The organism is Eubacterium barkeri (genome assembly GCF_900107125.1).
Lineage (GTDB): Bacteria > Bacillota > Clostridia > Eubacteriales > Eubacteriaceae > Eubacterium_O > Eubacterium_O barkeri.
In genome coordinates, this window is record NZ_FNOU01000001.1 from 1 (window position 1) to 19,107 (window position 19,107).

Here is a 19,107-nt window from a genome sequence, read left to right on the forward strand (position 1 = left end):
CCTCGCTCATTTGTAGAATACCTATGAGGAATTGAAACTAAGCATAGGATATCCAAATATACTATAGGAGGTATATTTGTAGAATACCTATGAGGAATTGAAACTTATCTGCAGTCAAAAATGCAATGGACTGTTCAGCTATTTGTAGAATACCTATGAGGAATTGAAACAGCAGGCCATCCAGGCGGTGCGGGATGAGCTGTCCGCATTTGTAGAATACCTATGAGGAATTGAAACTCTCACTGTACGGAATTGTGACTTTTATAATGTTACATTTGTAGAATACCTATGAGGAATTGAAACCTGATAAATCGTACAGCTCTGCCGTCACCCGCTTGATTTGTAGAATACCTATGAGGAATTGAAACCGGCTGGAATTATACAGGCCTGGCTAAGCGATATGGATTTGTAGAATACCTATGAGGAATTGAAACCACTCTCCTTGAGATACACTCGGCAAATCCATCTGGATTTGTAGAATACCTATGAGGAATTGAAACTTTTGACCAGGGCCTGGTCAGGTAGATCCTCAAGCTGATTTGTAGAATACCTATGAGGAATTGAAACTGGTTAATAATAAAGTAATGGGTGAGCTCATACACGCATTTGTAGAATACCTATGAGGAATTGAAACTGCAAAATACACCACGCACTATAAAGAGGCGACTTCGAATTTGTAGAATACCTATGAGGAATTGAAACTGCAATCCATGGTAAGGATGGGGTCAGCGGTTCGAAATTTGTAGAATACTTATGAGGAATTGAAACTTCACGGATCCGAAGGAGCTGCGTCACCGTATGCAATTATTTGTAGAATACCTATGAGGAATTGAAACCCACTTCCATTTTTCCATGTGATACATAATGAACTTTATTTGTAGAATACCTATGAGGAATTGAAACTACATCCCCCTTTTTATCCTGCCCTTTAATGCCGGATTTGTAGAATACCTATGAGGAATTGAAACCTTAGTTTCGTCATCAATGAACTGTTTGTTTTCCATTTGTAGAATACCTATGAGGAATTGAAAAAAATAGGGACATTCTCTTTCAATTCAGAAGACCATTATTTGCAGAATACTTATAAGAAGTAGTGCCTAACATTCCTGAATGACGTCACGGTGTAAGAATGGGATATCGTAATCTTTGCATGAAATGGGTCAATTGCCCACCAGCCGATAATGTACGTTTTTGAATCAAAATCTCATTGAGATAGTCACGGGAGATGTCTGTATCGTTACTTCTCTATTTAAGCGCATTGTCCATGAGACAGGGGGCATGCTAAACATCAGGGTTAAAATCAAATATCTTCCACAACCCCTTTAAAGAGCAAGGGAAAACCCATGAAGTTTCTGTTAAAAAACACGCGTCCGTCACAGGAGTATGCTATAATGGAAAAAAATCATAAAATTTAAGAGGAGTAACAAAAGCGTGAAGAAAAAGGAACTAATCATTGCCGCCATTGTCCTGGTTGTAGTTTGCGTTGGTGGGGCATTTGGCTTTACAGCGCTGGGGAATAGCTTAAAGGGGGGAGATTCCGGATCTGCAGTCAGTATTGTGGGTCAGTGGACGGAAGACTCCACCGGTGTTGCCGTTACCTTTACGTCTGATGGTGTTTTTAAGATTATGGAGGGGGATGCAGCAACCTACACCCTGGATAAGGAAAACAGCACCATTACCCTAAAATATGCCCAGGCCTATGGCGGTCAGGAAACAACCATGACCTATGTGGTGACAGAGGCCAAGCTGACACTGACCAATGGCGTGACTGGTGAGGTACAGACTTATACCCGCCAAGGGGAGAATCGTTAACCACGGTGTTGGGTTGAAAAATCCCCTATAAAGTAAAAATAATTCCCTTTAACCCGTTACATGAGGGTGCTATACTGAATAAGGACAACTTTGTCCACCGAGAGGTGAATGATGTTTAAGGACTTAAATAAAGAAAGCGTCATCGTGTATATCAAAACCCAAACCACCTTATTTCCGGAACAGGCGGAATTAAAGGTGTATGAAATTGGTGAAGGTGAAGAGGATGGCGACGGCTTCATAAATTTTTTATACCGGGTGTGGGAAACCGGGGGACGTTCGGTCATCGTTAAGCAGGCCAAGACCTACTACAAGGCCTTTGGTGAGGGGGAAGGTCCCTTCGTGCCGGACCGTAATGCCCTGGAGGCGGATATTCTGCGGCTAAAATATGCCATTACACCAGAGTACATCCCCCAGATTTATTATATTGATCTGGTGAACCATATCTATATTTGTGAGGATTGCGGACATCTGAATATTCTGCGCTTTGAACTGATGAAGGGGAAATCCTTCCCGGGATTGGCGGAGCACATTGGGGCCTTTATCGCCCGGAATAATTTTTATACATCGGAAATTTATCTGGACCCCCAGACCCATAAGGAGCTGGAGGCCAAATTCATCAATCCCCATATGCGCAAGATTTTCGAGACTGGCTTATTTTTAAAGGACGAAAGCGCCTTTGAGAATCGGGACCCTCATCACAATCCCGATGCTGACCCCATTCGCCTGGCCATGGGGGATGCCCCCTGGGAAAGCATGGCCTTTCGAACGGAGATGCTGAAACTACGTCATATCCATATGAAGAAAAGTGAGTGTCTGGTCCACGGTGATCTCCATACCTCCAATATTATGGTGGGTGGCGATGAGATGAAGGTTATCGATATGGAGTACACCTATATGGGGCCATTATCTGCGGATATGGGATATCTCATGGGGAGTATATTGTACGAATATATCCGCTGGTTCTATATGCCCGATGGGCCTGGGGCCCAGTGTGAGGCCATGCGGGAATACGTCCTTAAGCTGATGCGGGGAATTCTGAATACCTATGTTGAGGTTTATACGGCCTGCTGGGATGCCGACGCCCGGGTAACCTACAAGGGCTACGATGATTATCGGGAATTTGTCCTGGCCAATTGGTTCCACGAAATGGTTGGCTTTACCGGCTGTCAGATTATCAGCCGTGTGGGAGGACTGGTGCCTCTGCCGGATTTTGATACCATTGCGGACAAACAGGATCAGTATGAAGCCTGTCGCATCGCTTTGATTTTGGCCAATTATTTTATTATGAATCGGGAAGAAGTGGCCGATATCGATGACTTTATGGCGCGTATCGTTAAAATGACAAAGCAGTCCCGGGCAGTCTTTCAGGCTGCACGGTCTTAACTTGGAGTATAAGAGAATGGGAATCGTGGATTCCCTTTTTTTGTGCAAGGAGATTCCATTTGAAGCAGACCGGGGGAATTGCGGCTGCGGGAGGAGGAAGTGGTGATGATCGAAATGGAAGGTGTGGGATTTAGAGGAATTGTTGAGTATCCCCTGATCCAAATTCCAAAGGGGAGGGCAACCTTTATCCTGGGAGAAAGCGGCAGCGGTAAGAGCACGCTTCTGCGGCTCATCAATGGAACAGCCCGGCCGACAAAGGGGGTCATTCGCCTGGATGGGGCTGACATCGCCCAGATGGATGGGGTGGCGCTGCGTCGCCGGGTACTGTTGGTGGACCAAACACCCTATCTCTTTGGCGGAAGCATTGCAGAAAATGTGGCGGCCTATTATAATTATCGTGGCCTACAGCCACCATCGCCGGAGACGATGGCGAGGTACTTGGCCCTGTGTCAGGCTCCCTACACCCTGGATCGGGATACGGGGCCTCTGTCCGGAGGAGAACGGCATCGGGTATTTCTGGCCATTTTTCTATCCTTTGAGCCGGAAATTTTGATGCTGGATGAACCGACTGCCGCTTTGGATGAAGGGACCGCTATGGCCTTGATGGATGCCATCACCACCCACCTTCGGGAACGGGGGACGACCCTTTTGGTGGTCAGCCATAACCGAAAAGTGGCGGAGGCCTACGCCGATGGGTGCATTACCCTGGAGAAGAAATTGGGGGGACACCATGGGAAATAGTGGTATCGTTCAGATTAATATCCTCCAATTTTTGCTGATTTATCTGCTCCTTCTTGTTGTCCTGGCGGTGATGAAGGGCAGTCACATCGACCAGACGAAGCTGCTTTTAATCGGAAGTATGCGAATGACGGTCCAATTGGTGCTGGCGGGGCTGATTCTAACCTATGTGCTTAAAAATCCCCATCCCCTGTTTACCGTGGCTTATATTCTGGCCATGATTATTTTTGCAACCCTTCGGGTTTATAAAAAGTGCCCCGTCCTCAACCGGGCGTTTAAGGGAATTATTTTATTGTCCATGGCCGTATCGGGAATTTCGGTTCTGGCCTTTTTTCTCTGCGGCGTGATTGGGGAGAATTTCTTTAATCCCCAATATGCCATTCCCATCTCGGGTATGCTTTTTGGCAACGCCATGACAGGGATGAATTTAGGGCTCAAGGCTTTTTTTGATGGCTTAGCAGATAATGCGCTGAGAATCCGCGTCTTAACCAATCTAGGGGTGGCCCCGAAAAAAATAGTGATGCCCTTTGTGAATAATGCCTTGGAAACGGCCCTGCTGCCGACCCTGAACAATATGGTGGGGATGGGGATTATCTCTTTGCCTGGAATGATGACAGGCCAAATTCTTTCCGGAACCTTGCCGACCACGGCAATCCTCTATCAGATTGCGGTAATCATTGCCATCTGCACGGTGGTGTGTTTGTCGGTGTTTGGGGCATTGTATTGGGGGAGCCGGACGTTGTGGGATGATAAAGGGTGTATCTCGGTTCCCTGAAAGTAAATCAGAGTATCGGGATGCTTGTTACTGTACGATTTCGCGCAGATGATGTACCGATCTATTCCAGATGATGATAGCGGCGATAAAAGTGAGGGCACCAGATAAGGTGGCGGCAAAAAACACGCCGTAAACACCCATAAACAAGGTGAGCAGCACCAGACAAATCAGAGGGAATACCATTGCCCGAAATGCCATAATCAACATTGATTCTTTTGGCTTATCCATTGCGGTTAAAAATGCACTTGTTACCATATTATACCATGTGAATAGATAAGATGGCGCAAAGAGTATTAAAGCCGCAATTGTCATGTTGGTCACTTCTTGATCGTTACTCTTTGAAAAGATACTGGCTAAAACATCTGGAAATACGAGGATTCCAACCATGCATGTCAGAGATACGACGGCTGTTGTAATGCTCGAAATCTTGAAAAATGAGAACGTTCGCTTAATTTCTTTGGCTCCCAAATTGTAGCTGACCGCAGACTGTATTGCATCCAGAATACCGTATAAAATACCAACAAGCAGCGTATCGATATACATGACAATGCCATAACTTGCCACCGCAATTACCCCGCCAAGTGTCAGTAGAAAACCGTTGATTACCGTAGCAATAAAAGAGCCGGCAATTCCACTGAAAAACTCCGAGCTGCCATTATATAAAATTCCCCAAACTTCTTTTGCGGATATTTGCGGTTTAGCAAAATGAAGGGTCATTCTCTTGGTGAAAAACGGTGTAAAAGAAAATGCCGAACCAATCATCATACTGATGACGGTGGAAATTGCTGAAAACTCAATCCCTAAGCCAAGATGCACAATAAAAAACCAGTCAAGGGCAATATTCATGACCGAAACAATCACATTAACGCACATACTGTATTTTGCTTTGCCACAGACGCGAAGAAAATTATCCATGGCAAACAGGGGCATGATAAACGGTAGCCCATAAACAAAGAAACGTGTATAGTCGTAGGTAAGCGTTCCAAGTGTGGCATCTTTAATGACGGTGTAAAGCAGTGGTTTTAGAAAAATTACACCAAGCAGTGTAAACGTAAGCCCTGTGCCGACCACCATCAGTACACTGGCGGAAAATAGGTGCTTTGCCTTTTCGATGTTTCCTTCCCCCAAGGCAGTGGACACCTTGACCGATGAACCGACTGCAATCATGTTAGGAAGTGCAAGCACAATTGTCATCATCGGCATAATAAGATTGACCGCAGCCAATGCCTGTGCGCCGATAAAACGGCCAACAAAAATACCGTCTGCCATCATATAGAGAGAGGAAAAGACCATGCTCAGAATGCTTGGAATGGTTAATTGGAAAAATATTTTCTTAATGGGAAGTATTGCAAATTGATTCTCGGTCATCACTCACTGTGAATCCTTTCGTGTAAATAACTTTGAAATTGCCTCGTGCCATACGGCCTTTGGCTCAATAGGGAGGTCATATAAAATGGCAGAATCAATGCCCACCAGCACCATATACAAAAGCTGCGCATTAACGGATACGTTGAAATCCTGTGGGAAAGCGCCGATTGCAATGCCGTTGGTTATACAGTCCCCCAAAAACTCGTTGAGCCGCTCGCTTGCGGCATCAACCATTTCTTTAAGGGCTGAAATTCTTGTGGTCTGCAAATCAATTTCCGCATACACCTTGCGAAGATCCGGATTATCAAAATAAGAGTCGATCAGCGCGTCGCCAAAAACCAGAAATTCTTTTTCAAAGGTTTGGACGTCAATGTTTGCCTGTAAGAGTAGCGGGTTTTGCAGATAATCATCTTCATAAAGCTCCGATACAAGCTTCAAAAAAATTTCCTCTTTGGATTTGAAGTAGTAATAGATGGATGCTTTTTTGATGCCAATGGCATCTGCAATCTGTCCAATGGAGGTTTTATCATAACCACGCTGTGCCACTAAAGTACACATGGTATCTATGATTTGTTTCTTTGTAGCGTTATCGTTCATAGCACATTTCTCCTTTAATGTTGACCTACCTATCGTTAGGTAGATTATAGCATGTAAAAGAATTAAGTCAACACCTACCGAGATAAAAGAAAATGATGCCACAGACCAGGTGGAGCTTAATACCAAAATATGCTATAATAAAGATAAGATTTCACAGGGAAGGAAAGGGGTACAGCCCCGGGTGAAGCGATGTCCCAGATTACAAAGAAAGCCATGGCCACCGCTCTAAAGGAGCTTTTATCAGAAAAACCCCTGGATAAAATCACGGTAGTGGATTTGGCAGAGCGCTGCGGAGTTAACCGGAAAACCTTCTATTATCATTTTAAAGATATTTACGATCTTATCGACTGGATTTTTCTGGGGGAGGTTCAGGAAGCCTTAGACGGCAAGCGTTCCTATGAAACCTGGCGCCAGGGAGCCCTCCAGGTGTTAAAATATGCGGCGGAAAATCGACAGCTGGTGATTAACGCTTACCATTCCATCAATCGTGATCAGCTCATTGATTATTTGTATAAGCTGAATTATAAGCTGGTCATGGGGGTGGTTGAGGAACAATCCGCCGGGCGAAATATTCCCCGGGAGGACCAGGAGTTCGTTGCAGATTTCTACAAGTTTGCCTTCGTCGGCCTGATTCTGGACTGGATTAAAACCGGGATGCAGGCGGACCCGGAAAAAATCATTGACAAGCTGTGGATAACCATCCATGGAAATATCGCCCGGGCCTTAGATGGTTTTGAGCGATGAAGCCTGAGTATCAAACGATAGCATTGAGATGCTGTCGTTTTTTTTGTATACAATTACCCAGTTTAACGCATATGGGGTAAAACGTTACAGTTGGAAACCTTTGTCCGTGGCAGAACCAGCCTGGGGGGTGTATTATTTCGTTAAAGAATAAACAATATCGAGGTGAGGGATATGGATGCATTTCGCGTGATCGAAGTCAAACGCAGTGTCTTTGATAACAATGACAAGCAGGCAGAGGCACTGCGACAGGATTTAAAGGATCGGGGGATCTTTTTGCTCAATCTGATGTCTTCCCCAGGGTCGGGAAAGACCACGACCCTGGGGGGGACGGTGAAGGCTCTGAAGGGGGATTTATCCCTGGGGATCATGGAGGCGGATATCGATTCTGATGTGGACGCCCGAACCATGGAGGCGATGGGGGTCAAGGTGGTCCAGCTCCACACCGGTGGGATGTGCCATCTGGATGCGGATATGACAAAGCAGGGTTTACAGGCTCTGGAGAGCGATGGCCTGGATTTGGTGGTCCTGGAAAATGTGGGGAACTTGGTATGCCCCGCGGAGTTTGACACCGGAGCGGTAAAGAATGTCATGATTCTCTCGGTGCCAGAGGGAGATGATAAACCCCTAAAGTATCCTTTGATGTTTTCTGTCTGCGATGTGGTGTTGATTAATAAAATGGATGTACTGCCCTACTTCGATTTTGATATGGAAGCCTGCACGGCAGCCATCAGAGAACGTAATCCCAGGGCAGTCATTATCCCCATCAGTGCAAAGACCGGGGAGGGGATGGATGTGTGGACCAATTGGTTAAGAGAGGAGTGTCAAAAATGGCAAAATCAGAATTGAGACCGAAGATTGTAAAGCTGGCGAAGATGGTGGGTGGTGTGGCTGGTGCCATGAATAAAATCGATGGGGATCAGCCGGAGTACTACGCTTTAGATGGGGTGGTCACCGATGAGATGGCCGATGTGGCCTTGGTGATGGGCCTTCGAAAGCCCCGGACCTTTGAGTACATTCTTAAAAAATGCAAGCGGACACCGGAGGATACCCAGAGGATTTTAGATGAGCTGACCCAGGTTGGGGTGGCCAAGGTATGGACGGATCGGAGCGATGGCAAGCCCCGGTATTTTGTGAATATCTTTGCCCCGGGGATGCTGGAGATGATGGTAAACAATCGGGAACAGCTGGCAGCCCATCCCGAAATCGGCCGGGCCTTTGAGGAGTACACCAGAAGGCGCCTGGCCCCCATGGCTGCTATGTTCCCAGAGGGAATGGCCATGATGCGCATCATCCCGGTGGAGGATGCGGTGAAGGATGATCCCGGGGTGCAGCCCTGGGAAAAACTGTCCTACTATCTGGATAAATATGACACCTTCAGCGTGTCGGACTGCTCCTGTCGCCAGTCCCGGAAGGTCATGGGAGATGGCTGTGGCCATTTGGACAAGGATATCTGCATTCAGATGGGGACTGGAGCCGAGTATTATATTAAAACCGGCCGGGGGCGCCAGATTTCCCGGGAGGAAGCCGAGGAAATTCTGAAATTTGCCGAGGATAACGGTTTAATGCACGAAATGCCAGCGACAGAAGAGCTGGGGGAATCTGCGGCCATTTGTAATTGCTGCAGCTGCTCCTGTTTCTCCATGCGCCTGGCGACCTACTTTGAAACGCCCGATGCCATCCGCTCGAATTATACGGCGGTGGTGGAGCCATTAGACTGTGTGGCCTGTGGCCAATGCGTGGAAAATTGCCCCACCAACGCGTTAAAGCTAGGGCATAGCCTGTGTGCCACCAGGCCAGTGGCGCCGAAAAAGCCGGCTCCCACCGCCAGGGATCATGCCTGGAGCGAGAAAAACTGGAATGTGGATTATCGCACCAACCGGGAGGATGTTGCCCCAGAGGGAACGGCACCCTGTAAAACGGCCTGCCCCGCCCATATCGCCGTACAGGGGTATATCAAGCTGGCAGCCCAGGGACGTTATACAGAGGCCCTGGAGCTCATTAAAAAAGAAAACCCCTTCCCGGCGGTTTGCGGCCGGATCTGTCCCCATGGCTGTGAGGATGAATGTACCCGGGGAAATATTGATGAGCCCATCGCCATCGATGAAATCAAGAAGTTCATTGCGGACCAGGAGCTGGATACCGAAAAACGCTTTGTGCCGAAGAAGCGGTATCACCTGGGAAATAAAATCGCTATTATCGGCGGGGGACCGGCGGGATTGGCCTGTGCCTATTACCTGGCCCTGGATGATTATGCGGTGACGGTTTTTGAACGGGAAGAAAAACTCGGGGGGATGTTGGCCATGGGGATTCCCGCTTTCCGCCTGGAAAAGGAAGTGCTGGATGCGGAAATCGATGTGCTGCGCCAGCTTGGGGTCCAGTTTAAAACCGGGGTCAATGTGGGTGAAGATATAACCTTGGATGATTTGAGAGCCTAGGGTTATGAAGCCTTTTACCTGGCAATCGGTGCCCAGGGTGGACGGCAGCTGGGCATCGACGGGGAGGATGCCCAGGGTGTGATGACCGGGGTGGATTTCCTGCGCCAGGTGGCCCTGGGCCAGAAGCCTGAAGTCAGCGGTAAGGTGGTGGTTATCGGCGGGGGCAATGTGGCCATCGATGTGGCCCGGACGGCCACCCGGGAATCCGTGGATTCAGTCCAGCTTTTCTGTTTGGAAAGCCGGGAGGAAATGCCGGCTTTGGATGAGGAAATCCATGAGGCCAAAGCCGATGCCGTAGCCTTTAACAATGGCTGGGGGCCGAAATCCATTCTGACCGAAGATGGGGCAGTCATCGGCGTGGAATTCATGCGATGCACCCAGGTTTTTGATGCCGAGGGGCGTTTCGCTCCCCAATACGATGAAGCCGATACCCTGACAGTGGATGCGGATACCGTGCTGGTTTCGGTGGGACAATCCATTGAATGGGGGAACCTCCTTGCAGGCAGTGCCGTGGAAACGGGACGGGGGAATACTGTAAAGGCCGATGACTTCACCTATCAAACCGCCCAGCCAGATGTCTTTGTCGGCGGGGACTGCTATACTGGCCCTCAATTCGCCATCAATGCCATTGCCGCTGGTAAGGAAGGGGCCATTTCCATCCATCGCTTTGTCCAGCCTGGTCAAAACCTGGTGTATGGGCGGGATCGCCGGGAATACCACGCCTTTGATAAGGATGGTGTGGCCATTGAAATCGGAAGCTTTGACAGCACGCCGCGCCAGCGCCCCGGGGTGGCTGAGGAAAATCGGGGGACCTTTAAGGACGATCGCCTGACTTTTACTGAGGAACAGCTCAAGGCAGAAACCGAACGCTGTCTGGGCTGTGGTGCCGTCCAGGTAGACGAGTATATGTGCGTGGGCTGCGGGATGTGCACCACCAAGTGCGCCTTCGATGCCATCCATTTGGTGCGTACCGGAGATTCCAAACCCGATGTGTATGAAAAACTTCCCATGAAGATTGCCGCCAATGCGGTGGTCCGGGGGAGTAAGATTGCTGGAAAATCTGTGGAAACCGGAGCAAAATTTGCAGAAGCCGCCATTAAGCACTTCACCCGGAAATAGCCATGCATGAGCTTGGAATATTAAATGCCATGATCCACACCATCGAGGACACCCTCGCCTCTGAGGAGGGTGTCGCCGGGGTGGCGGAAATCGTGGTAGAGGTGGGGGAGCTTTCGGGCATCGTCCCCCATTATCTGGAAGAGTGCTGGCCCGCGGCCCGATATAAGACCAGCATGGAGGAAACTAATCTGATTTTGGAAATCATCCCCGGTTTGGTAGAATGCCGGGGATGCGGCACCATCTACAATGCCGTGGCAGAGGATTTCCACTGTCCGGTTTGTCGTGAAAAGGATTCGGAGATGATTTCCGGCAATGATTTACTCATCAAGGAAATCCGGGTGATCGATACCGAGTGATTGACTGAGAAACAATAGAAAGAAGGGATTTGCGTGTTTGTTTTTTATGAAGGGGTGCCGGTGGCCCTCGTCATCCTGGTGTGGCTTTGCGTCTTTGGGGCACTCTTTGGCCTCAATGAAGTCACCCGCCGTTTTAAATGGGTGGGCTTTACCGCCTTCGTCATCCTCCCCATTATTTTAACCATCAGCTGGCTGACGGTGTTTAAGGATACGGCCTACATGGACTGGTTCCATTTAGCCAAGGTATATTCCTCCACAGCAGGCTGTATTGGTTTCTGGTGCATTCGGTTTATCAAAGGCTGGGATAAGAGCAAGATTGCCCTGTGCTTTCCGCCCCTTATTTTAGCCGTCAATATCTGTGAGGCGGTAGCCCGGGATTTTGAAATCGGCCATTATACGGTGCCGGTGATGGAGTTTATGAATAACCAGATTCAGTATTATATCGGCGGCCCCTGGAATGTGATGAATGGCATTGCCGGAATTTTAAATATCATCACCATCACCGGGTGGTTCGGAATCTGTATCCGTGCCGTGACGAAGAAAGATCACAGCCGGGATATGCTGTGGCCGGATATGCTGTGGTTTTGGATCGTGGCCTATGATTTATGGAATTTTGCGTATACCTATAATTGCCTGCCGACCCACGCCTGGTACTGTGGCCTGGCCCTGCTGCTGGCTCCGACCCTGTGTGCCTTCACCCTGGGCAAGGGGGCTTGGCTCCAGCATCGTGCCCAAACTTTGGCCATGTGGTGTATGTTTGCCCAGACTGTACCGGCATTCCAGGATGCCAGTGCCTTTATGGTGCACTCCTCCTCCAGCTATGCCATTGCAAAGGGCGCCATTGCCCAGGGGATGCTGGCACCCGATGGCTACACCGCCCTGGTAGCCCCTGGGGTTTATGAAATTGCTTCGGCGACACCGCCCACTACCGCTCTTTTCATCATGAGCCTGTTGGCTTTGCTGGCCAATATCGCTGTCTTTGCCTATATGGTCTACAAGATCATCAAGACCCGCCGCAATCCTTACCTTGGAGAGCTATACACGGATCTGCCGGCTTACAAGAAGATCAAAGCCCTGGCCCAGTAAACGGGTGGAACCACCCGAGCCTGATTGTCTGGATTTTTAAGGGAAGAATAAAGAAAGAGGGACTGCACACCGTCTGGTGTGGCAGTCCCTCTTTTCATAACTCAATCAGCCTCACGCCTTATCGACGGAGCCAAACATTTCCATTTTTTCTTTAACCAGATCGATAATCGCCTGGGTACCGGGTGCTAAAAGCTTCCGGGGGTCAAAGCCCTTACCTTCCAGGTCTTTACCGGCGTCAATGTATTTCCGGGTAGCGTCAGCAAAAACCAGCTGGCATTCGGTGTTGACATTAATTTTAGCCACACCTAAGCCAATGGCTTCCTTCACCATAGCATCAGGGATACCGGTACCGCCGTGAAGGACTAAGGGCATATCACCGGTCTGTTCCTGGATTTTAGCCAGAACGTCAAAGTTCAGGCCAGCCCAGTTTTTAGGATATTTCCCGTGAATATTGCCAATACCGGCAGCCAGCATGGTCACCCCTAAATCGGCAATTTCCTTACATTCCATGGGATCGGCAAATTCGCCAGCACCGATGACGCCATCTTCTTCACCACCAATGGAGCCGACTTCGGCTTCCAGGGAAATCCCTTTTTCAGCACACAAAGCGATGAGTTCCTTGGTCTTTTCGATGTTTTCTTCGATGGGCAGGCTGGAGCCGTCAAACATGACGGACGAGAAGCCCGCTTCGATACAGGCCTTGGCCGCTTCGTAGGAGCCGTGATCTAAGTGCAGGGCAACGGGGACGGTAATGTTTAAACCGTCAATCATAGCCTTGGTCATATCGGCCACCGTTTTAAAGCCACACATATATTTGCCGGCACCTTCTGATACACCGAGGATAATAGGGGAGTTCATTTCCTGGGCAGCGGTCAGGGCAGCCTTTGTCCATTCCAGGTTATTAATATTAATTTGAGCGACACCATAATGGCCAGCTTTGGCCTTTGTCAACATTTCTTTTGCGGATACTAACATTGAACTGATACCTCCTAAGGTTTTTGGTAAGTAAATTATAGCTTAAGGAGGGTAATAATTCAAGGAAATCATGTAAAAGTGACAATTAAGCTGAAATTTTTTCAATATTTCATGTAAATCCTTTTCTAAAGATAAGACTTGACAAACCAAAATGACAATCGGTATTATGTTATCTTTAAGGAAACAGGCGTAAAATGCCTCGTTGATATTCAGGAGGTCACTGTGAAGGAAAAAAAGAAGCATTGGAAGGATTATGTTAAGGTGGTTTTAACGAAGCTGCCGATTTTTATTTTTTGTGTTGTATTTATTAGTGGATACAGTCATTTTTATGGCACGGAAAACAGCATCGTTGGGGTTATTCTGCTCATGGGGCTGCTCATGCTGATGAAGGCGGATTTTGGATATGGGGCAAAGGCCTCCGCTATCCTTATCCCTGTGACCTTTGTGGGCATTGGCTTCTTGGCACTGCTGGCAGATCGTGGACTATGGTGGGGGCTTTTATGCCATGTAGCGGCCCTGGTCTGGGTGCTGGCATTGGTCCGGTATGATTCCGGGCACACCCTGTACCTGCCTTTCGTCATGGGGTATGTCATGTTCGTCGGGTACCCGGTGGTGGGCAGCGCTGCAGAAAGCCGGATACTCAGCCTGGTGGTGGTAGGATCGGCCATTGGCCTCATTCACTTTCTGCTGAATCGGAAGGTGCCCCGCCGCCATCGCCTTCGGGAAATGTGGAAGCCCTTCTCCCTGAAGGAAAGCTGGGCCCGTTGGGCCATTACCCTGGGGTGCACACTGACAGCGACCCTCTTTTTTGGTGTGGCCATCGGATTCCCGAAAACCATGTGGATGGGCTTGTCCGTGCTGTCCCTACTGACCCCCTTGGAGGATGAGGTGCGGAAGCGGCAATGGCTGCGCATCCCGGCAACCATCTTAGGCTGCTTGGTATTCTTTGCCCTCTTTGGCATTCTCATCCCCCCGAATTATCAATCCATGGTGGTCCTCATGGCCGGATTCATGTCCATGTTCATCAATTCCTACTTTATCAAAACCATTTATAACTCCTTCTCCGCTTTGGTCACGGCGACGCTGTTCATGCCCACGGAGGATGCCATCGGCCTGCGAATCATCGGCAATGTGGCCGGGGCCATCATCGCCGTCGCTGCCACCTATCTGTTCGCATGGATTTGGCGGCACACCGTTTCCGAGGAAGAAAGCATGGAAGCAGAGGCGTAATTCTACGCCCCATAGACAGCGGCAAACATTTTACGCTGGTATAGCTGGTGAATAAGGGTGAAGACCATCCCCTGGAGCACGGTGTAAATGCCGGTGCAAACCAGTGCTGTCGGGATGTTGGACACGGCACTGTAGGCATCAATGATGAAAACACCCACCCACAGATAAAGGATGGCGAGGCCGAAGGGGATGAGCAGGAGCTTTGCGATAAAGCGGCGGATGAGGTGCCTGAGCTCCTTTTGGGACAGGCCAATCCGGACAATTCGCCGATAGTAGGCACTCTCCTTATCCATGCTGGCATAAAGCCGGGAATAAATAAAGCTGCCCACGGCCAGTAGGAAGGCGAAGCACAGGATGCTGCCAATGTACAGGATGAGGTTTTTGCTCAGCTTATTGAGCTGGTAGCTATGGTAATTCGTCTGAAGAACCCCTTCGCCACGCTCCAGAATGGGGGTGAAGGCGTCGATTAAGGATTGACTTTCAGCATCCAGGTCCTGCCAGTTATTGATATCAAAGGCATAGGCATCCCAGGCGGCCAGATTGGGGGATAGCTGTTGGAAGGCTTCATCGGAAACCACGGTGACGCTGTCCAGATAACCCGACATGGCCAAAAGCCCGGGCTGGGTGCCAGCCAGGGATACCGTATAGCCAGAGGTCGCCAGTGCATCCTGGTAGGCTTGGGGGATACTATAATCCTTTTCGAGCATATCCCCGGCAACCATGAGGACCTGGCCGCCGGTTAGAGTGACCGTAGGATACTGAAAGAAGGCGGCAATCTGGTTGTAGCCGCTTTGGGATAATAAGACCTGGCGGTCCGGGTTAGCATCCCCTGCTTTTTGATAAAAGGTTTCCTGTACGGTGCGGTAACCGGGCTGATCCATGAGGGTCTGGGTGATGGTATCCACGTTGCCCAGGGTATCCGCCTGTTCACTCCAGGAGGTATACCAAAAGGCACAGGGCATTTCCGCCCGGGTTTGGCTGGCCACATTGCGGGTGGCGGAAACCATCAGGATGATGGACAGGAAGGAAATGGTGTAGAGCAGGGTAGTCAGGGCCATGGTTTTTAAATTCGTCCGGAAGGTATCATAAAAATTAGAGATATCAAGCATCCGGGTCCGGTTGAAGTAGCGCCCACTGGATTTGGCCAGCCGGCGCTGGATGTTAAAGACCAGGATGAGGAACAGATACGTACTGGTGTATAAGGCAACGCAGCCACAGGGCAGTAGGAGATAGCTGATCCAGCCGGTGGCATCGGGGAGGATGAGGGCGGCAATGGTCAGAAGGACGCTGATGCCGAAGGCAATGGCGATCGGCAGGGGGCGGATGGGCTTATCCCCCTGGTCCGCGCGTTTAAGCAAGGCCAGGATTTGGGAGTGGCGCAGCATCCGGGGGACCAGGATGGCAATGAATAAAAAGACACATCCCAGGGCGAGCAGGGTGATGGCAATGGCGCTGAGGGGGAAATAAAAGGGCAGGTCCAGCCCCCCAATCATCCGGGCAGCAAAGCTCAAAAATACCTTGGCCAGAATCAGGCCAAGGAGAATCCCTGTACAAAGCGCCGCGACGCTGATGATGAAATTCTCCCAGAACAGAAGGCGGTTGAGTTGTTTCTTCGAGCCCCCTAAAATGGTGATAATCCCGAATTGCTTACTCCGTCCCTGGAGGAACTGGCTCACCGAATAGGTAATGAAAATCAGGGAAAAGCAAATGGAAACCAGCTCCGCTGCCATGAGCGTTAAGCCCATGCTGCTATTCGTATCGATGACGGCCAGGGCCGGATGCTGGGACAGAATCTGGAACAGGAAGAAAATCAACACGGCAAAGACGCAGTTGAGATAATAATAAAGGTAGGCTTTGACATCCCGGAGGATGTTTTTAATGGCAAAATCAAACAGCGTCATGGGGTGTCCCTCCGAGTTGGGTCATGGCGTGTAAAATATGCTCATAAAAATGGGCGCGGACCCCATCAGAATTAATTTTCTGATAGAGGAGGCCATCCTTTATAATGTAGACCCTTTGGCAATAGCTGGCGACCGTGGCATCGTGGGTGACCATGAGGATGGTGGATTTCATCCGGGTATTGAGCATGGTGAAAATCCCCATGACATCCTTGGCGGCCTTGGAATCCAGATTGCCCGTGGGTTCATCGGCCAACAGGAGGGCCGGATTCTGGATGACGGCCCGGGCGACAGCGACACGCTGGGCCTGTCCCCCGGAGATTTCATAGGTACGTTTATCGGCCAGATGGGCGATGCCCAGCATCTTCTCGATGGTGGCGGCCCGTTTTTTCATCAGCGGAACCTTCACCCCTTCCAGGGTGAGGGGGAGTAAGATGTTTTCCTCAACGGTCAGGGTGGGGAGGAGATTGAAATCCTGGAAGATGAAGCCCAGGGTGCTCCGCCTGAACTGGGCGAGCTGGGCATCATCCATCCCATGGGGATCCTTCCCCCCAATGCGGACCTGCCCGCCAGTGGGCTGATCAATGGTTGAAATAACATTTAAAAAGGTGCTCTTGCCGCTGCCGGAGGGGCCCATGATTGCAATGAACTCCCCCTTTTCAACAGTAAGGTCGATGCCCTTTAACGCTTGTACCGGGACACTTCCGGGATAGGTCTTTTCGAGTTGCCGGATTTCTAAGACAGACATAGTGATTGCCTCCATACACAGAATTTAATTCCAGTATAGCGTTTTTCCAGAAGAATAGAAATTTGAAAAGATAACAGAAGATTACAATTCTGTCATCTTTTCAAAGGTGGTATCCGGATTTTGGAAAAGGATGGAAAAGGTGCTGCCCCTTCCGATCGTGCTCTCTACCGTGAGGCGATGGCCGAGATACGCGGCCGTCTGGCTGGCGAGATAAAGGCCGATCCCGTTGGACTCCCCGGTGGCCCGGCCATTACTGCCGCAGAAAAACAAATCGAAAATGCCAGGGAGGTCTGCCTTGGGGATACCAATCCCCGAATCGGAAACGGACAGGGTCACCTGGCCAGGGCTGGACGCCCCGTGGATACAGACTGCTTGGTCTGGGGGACTGTATTTAATGGCATTGGTGAGGAGCTGGTAAAGGATGAGCTTTAGCCACTTCCCATCGGAATACACGACAGTCCCCTCCGGAACGGTGAGCTTCGGGAAAATATGGGCGGTGATGAAGGCATCTTTTAGCTCATTAATGGTGGCCTTGCAAAGCTGTCGGAGGTCCACCGGTTCCGATTGGAAATCATTTTCAATGGCATCCAGGGAATAGAGGTCCAAAATCTGGTCAAGCTGATATTGAATCTGTCGGACCGCCGTGGAAATCGTTGAAAAATCAGCGGATTTCCCATGGGCCTCGGTGGTGAGGGCGATGACAGATAAGGGGGTTTTTAGCTGATGGACCCAACGGTACATGGCTAGCTTTTGTTGTTTCCGGGATTGGTGGTGGCGGAGGGCCTCCTGGTGTGAGAGGGCAGACAGATGCCCCAGGAGCTGGGAAACCTGACCCTCGAAATGACTATGGGGGTAGGGGAGCTGATAATGGTCCATGGTCTCCGTTTCACCGGATTGGGATAACTTAGAGATGAGCTGGTAATAGCCCCAGGTGGCATACAGGCGCCATAACAGGAAAAGGGCCAGGATTAATAGATTAAGAAAGCAGTAGTAGGTAAAATCAAGAAGTGACGCATCCAGGAGGGTCCCGTAGAGGAAAAAGACCCCCAAAGGTCCCAGGGCAAAAGGAAATAATAGCCAGAAATGGTCGCACCAAAAGAGATAAAACGGCGAGTGCCCTTTCATGGCTTTGGATCTCCCGGCACAGCCAGGCGGTAGCCAATGCCGCGGACCGCTACAATCTGAAGGACCGATGAAATCTGATCCAGACGTTTCCGGATACGGCTGATGGTAACATTCAAGGTGTTTTCTTCGACGAAGCACTCATCGTCCCAGATGGTGGACAGCAGGGACTCCCGGGTGACCACATCCGGCGCGTGGCGGAACAGGCTGTGGACGACAGCAGCTTCGGTTTTACTCAGCGATTGGATGGTATCCTGGCACTGGAGGGTCAGCCGCCCGGGATGGAAGCAGGCATCTCCAAAGCGGATTTCAGACACGTTGGGAGCGGCGTAAGCCCCATAGGCCCGGCGAAGCTGGGCCTGGATTTTAGCAATGAGGACATTAAAGGAATAAGGCTTAGTGATATAATCATCCCCGCCCTCGGAGATGGCATGAATTTGGTCCATGTCGTCACTGCGTGCAGAGGTGAAGATAATGGGGCAGGCCGTCACCTGGCGCAGCTGCTGGCACCAAAAATAGCCGTCATAGGCCGGCAGGGTAACATCTAAGAGGATAAGGTCTGGAAGAAAATCCCCGTAGGTATCGATGACCCGCTTGAAATCCTGACAGCATCGGGTGATAAAGCCATAATGCCCAAGCTGCTCTTCCAAAAGGTTTGCAATTTTTTCATCATCCTCGATGATCAATATTTTTTCATTCATGGTGGACTCCGTTAGAAAAT

At 49.7% G+C, this 19,107-nt stretch carries 16 protein-coding genes, 1 pseudogene and 1 CRISPR repeat array; of the genes and pseudogenes, 10 read left to right on the top strand and 7 right to left on the bottom strand.

The annotated features are described in order from the left end of the window. The first annotated feature begins 8 nt into the window (after positions 1–8). A CRISPR array of direct repeats spans positions 9–1,032; the repeat unit is 30 nt; unit sequence ATTTGTAGAATACCTATGAGGAATTGAAAC. 399 nt (positions 1,033–1,431) lie between these two features. From BLU30_RS00005 to BLU30_RS00020, 4 genes are all read left to right on the top strand, one after another. Continuing rightward, positions 1,432–1,812 (top strand): hypothetical protein, encoded by a 381-nt coding sequence (locus BLU30_RS00005; RefSeq protein ID WP_090242154.1) that lies wholly within the window; start codon positions 1,432–1,434, stop codon positions 1,810–1,812. Between the two features lie 108 nt (positions 1,813–1,920). Beyond that, the gene (mtnK, locus tag BLU30_RS00010) at positions 1,921–3,195 is read left to right on the top strand and encodes an S-methyl-5-thioribose kinase (protein ID WP_090242155.1); all 1,275 of its coding nucleotides are present in this window, start codon (positions 1,921–1,923) and stop codon (positions 3,193–3,195) included. A 105-nt stretch (positions 3,196–3,300) separates the two neighbouring features. Then, the gene (locus tag BLU30_RS00015; RefSeq protein WP_090242157.1) at positions 3,301–3,936 is read left to right on the top strand and encodes an ABC transporter ATP-binding protein; all 636 of its coding nucleotides are present in this window, start codon (positions 3,301–3,303) and stop codon (positions 3,934–3,936) included. Beyond that, positions 3,926–4,708, top strand: coding sequence for an ABC transporter permease (locus BLU30_RS00020; RefSeq protein ID WP_090242159.1), 783 nt, complete (start codon positions 3,926–3,928; stop codon positions 4,706–4,708). Before BLU30_RS00015 ends, BLU30_RS00020 begins: the two co-directional genes overlap by 11 nt. A gap of 27 nt (positions 4,709–4,735) precedes the next feature. On the opposite strand, the gene BLU30_RS00025 is transcribed toward BLU30_RS00020, so the two are convergent. Further along, on the bottom strand, positions 4,736–6,076 hold the full coding sequence (locus BLU30_RS00025) for an MATE family efflux transporter (protein WP_242873466.1): 1,341 nt from the start codon (positions 6,074–6,076) through the stop codon (positions 4,736–4,738). 3 nt (positions 6,077–6,079) lie between these two features. Further along, a complete protein-coding gene (locus BLU30_RS00030; protein ID WP_090242163.1) occupies positions 6,080–6,673 on the bottom strand; it encodes a TetR/AcrR family transcriptional regulator in 594 nt (197 codons plus the stop codon). A 189-nt stretch (positions 6,674–6,862) separates the two neighbouring features. Between BLU30_RS00030 and BLU30_RS00035 the strand changes: the two genes are divergently transcribed. From BLU30_RS00035 to BLU30_RS00055, 5 genes and pseudogenes are all read left to right on the top strand, one after another. Next, positions 6,863–7,417: a TetR/AcrR family transcriptional regulator gene (locus tag BLU30_RS00035; protein WP_090242165.1), complete on the top strand. Its 555-nt coding sequence runs from the start codon at positions 6,863–6,865 to the stop codon at positions 7,415–7,417. 171 nt (positions 7,418–7,588) lie between these two features. Continuing rightward, complete coding sequence (hypB, locus tag BLU30_RS00040) at positions 7,589–8,263, top strand: hydrogenase nickel incorporation protein HypB (protein ID WP_090242167.1); 675 nt, start codon at positions 7,589–7,591, stop codon at positions 8,261–8,263. Beyond that, a pseudogene (locus BLU30_RS14695) lies at positions 8,245–10,971 on the top strand (FAD-dependent oxidoreductase). The gene hypB and the pseudogene BLU30_RS14695 overlap by 19 nt, the downstream one beginning before the upstream one ends. A 2-nt stretch (positions 10,972–10,973) precedes the next feature. Beyond that, entirely contained in the window at positions 10,974–11,327 is a 354-nt protein-coding gene (locus tag BLU30_RS00050) for a hydrogenase maturation nickel metallochaperone HypA (protein ID WP_090242169.1), read from the top strand. Positions 11,328–11,354: 27 nt separating this feature from the next. After that, entirely contained in the window at positions 11,355–12,413 is a 1,059-nt protein-coding gene (locus BLU30_RS00055) for a DUF5692 family protein (RefSeq protein WP_422717886.1), read from the top strand. A gap of 111 nt (positions 12,414–12,524) precedes the next feature. Here the strand turns inward: BLU30_RS00055 and fba are convergent, their stop codons facing one another. Then, positions 12,525–13,388 carry a class II fructose-1,6-bisphosphate aldolase gene (gene fba / locus BLU30_RS00060; protein ID WP_090242171.1) on the bottom strand — a complete coding sequence of 288 codons (864 nt, stop codon included), beginning with the start codon at positions 13,386–13,388 and terminating at the stop codon, positions 12,525–12,527. Between the two features lie 222 nt (positions 13,389–13,610). Between fba and BLU30_RS00065 the strand changes: the two genes are divergently transcribed. Beyond that, positions 13,611–14,618, top strand: coding sequence for an FUSC family protein (locus tag BLU30_RS00065; protein WP_090242173.1), 1,008 nt, complete (start codon positions 13,611–13,613; stop codon positions 14,616–14,618). A gap of 2 nt (positions 14,619–14,620) precedes the next feature. Here the strand turns inward: BLU30_RS00065 and BLU30_RS00070 are convergent, their stop codons facing one another. The 4 genes from BLU30_RS00070 to BLU30_RS00085 form a co-directional block, all read right to left on the bottom strand. Further along, positions 14,621–16,519: an FtsX-like permease family protein gene (locus tag BLU30_RS00070; protein ID WP_090242175.1), complete on the bottom strand. Its 1,899-nt coding sequence runs from the start codon at positions 16,517–16,519 to the stop codon at positions 14,621–14,623. Beyond that, positions 16,506–17,264, bottom strand: coding sequence for an ABC transporter ATP-binding protein (locus BLU30_RS00075; RefSeq protein WP_090242177.1), 759 nt, complete (start codon positions 17,262–17,264; stop codon positions 16,506–16,508). Before BLU30_RS00075 ends, BLU30_RS00070 begins: the two co-directional genes overlap by 14 nt. An 81-nt stretch (positions 17,265–17,345) precedes the next feature. Continuing rightward, entirely contained in the window at positions 17,346–18,389 is a 1,044-nt protein-coding gene (locus tag BLU30_RS00080; RefSeq protein ID WP_090242178.1) for a sensor histidine kinase, read from the bottom strand. Continuing rightward, the gene (locus tag BLU30_RS00085) at positions 18,386–19,087 is read right to left on the bottom strand and encodes a response regulator transcription factor (RefSeq protein ID WP_090242179.1); all 702 of its coding nucleotides are present in this window, start codon (positions 19,085–19,087) and stop codon (positions 18,386–18,388) included. Before BLU30_RS00085 ends, BLU30_RS00080 begins: the two co-directional genes overlap by 4 nt. Positions 19,088–19,107 lie beyond the last annotated feature (20 nt).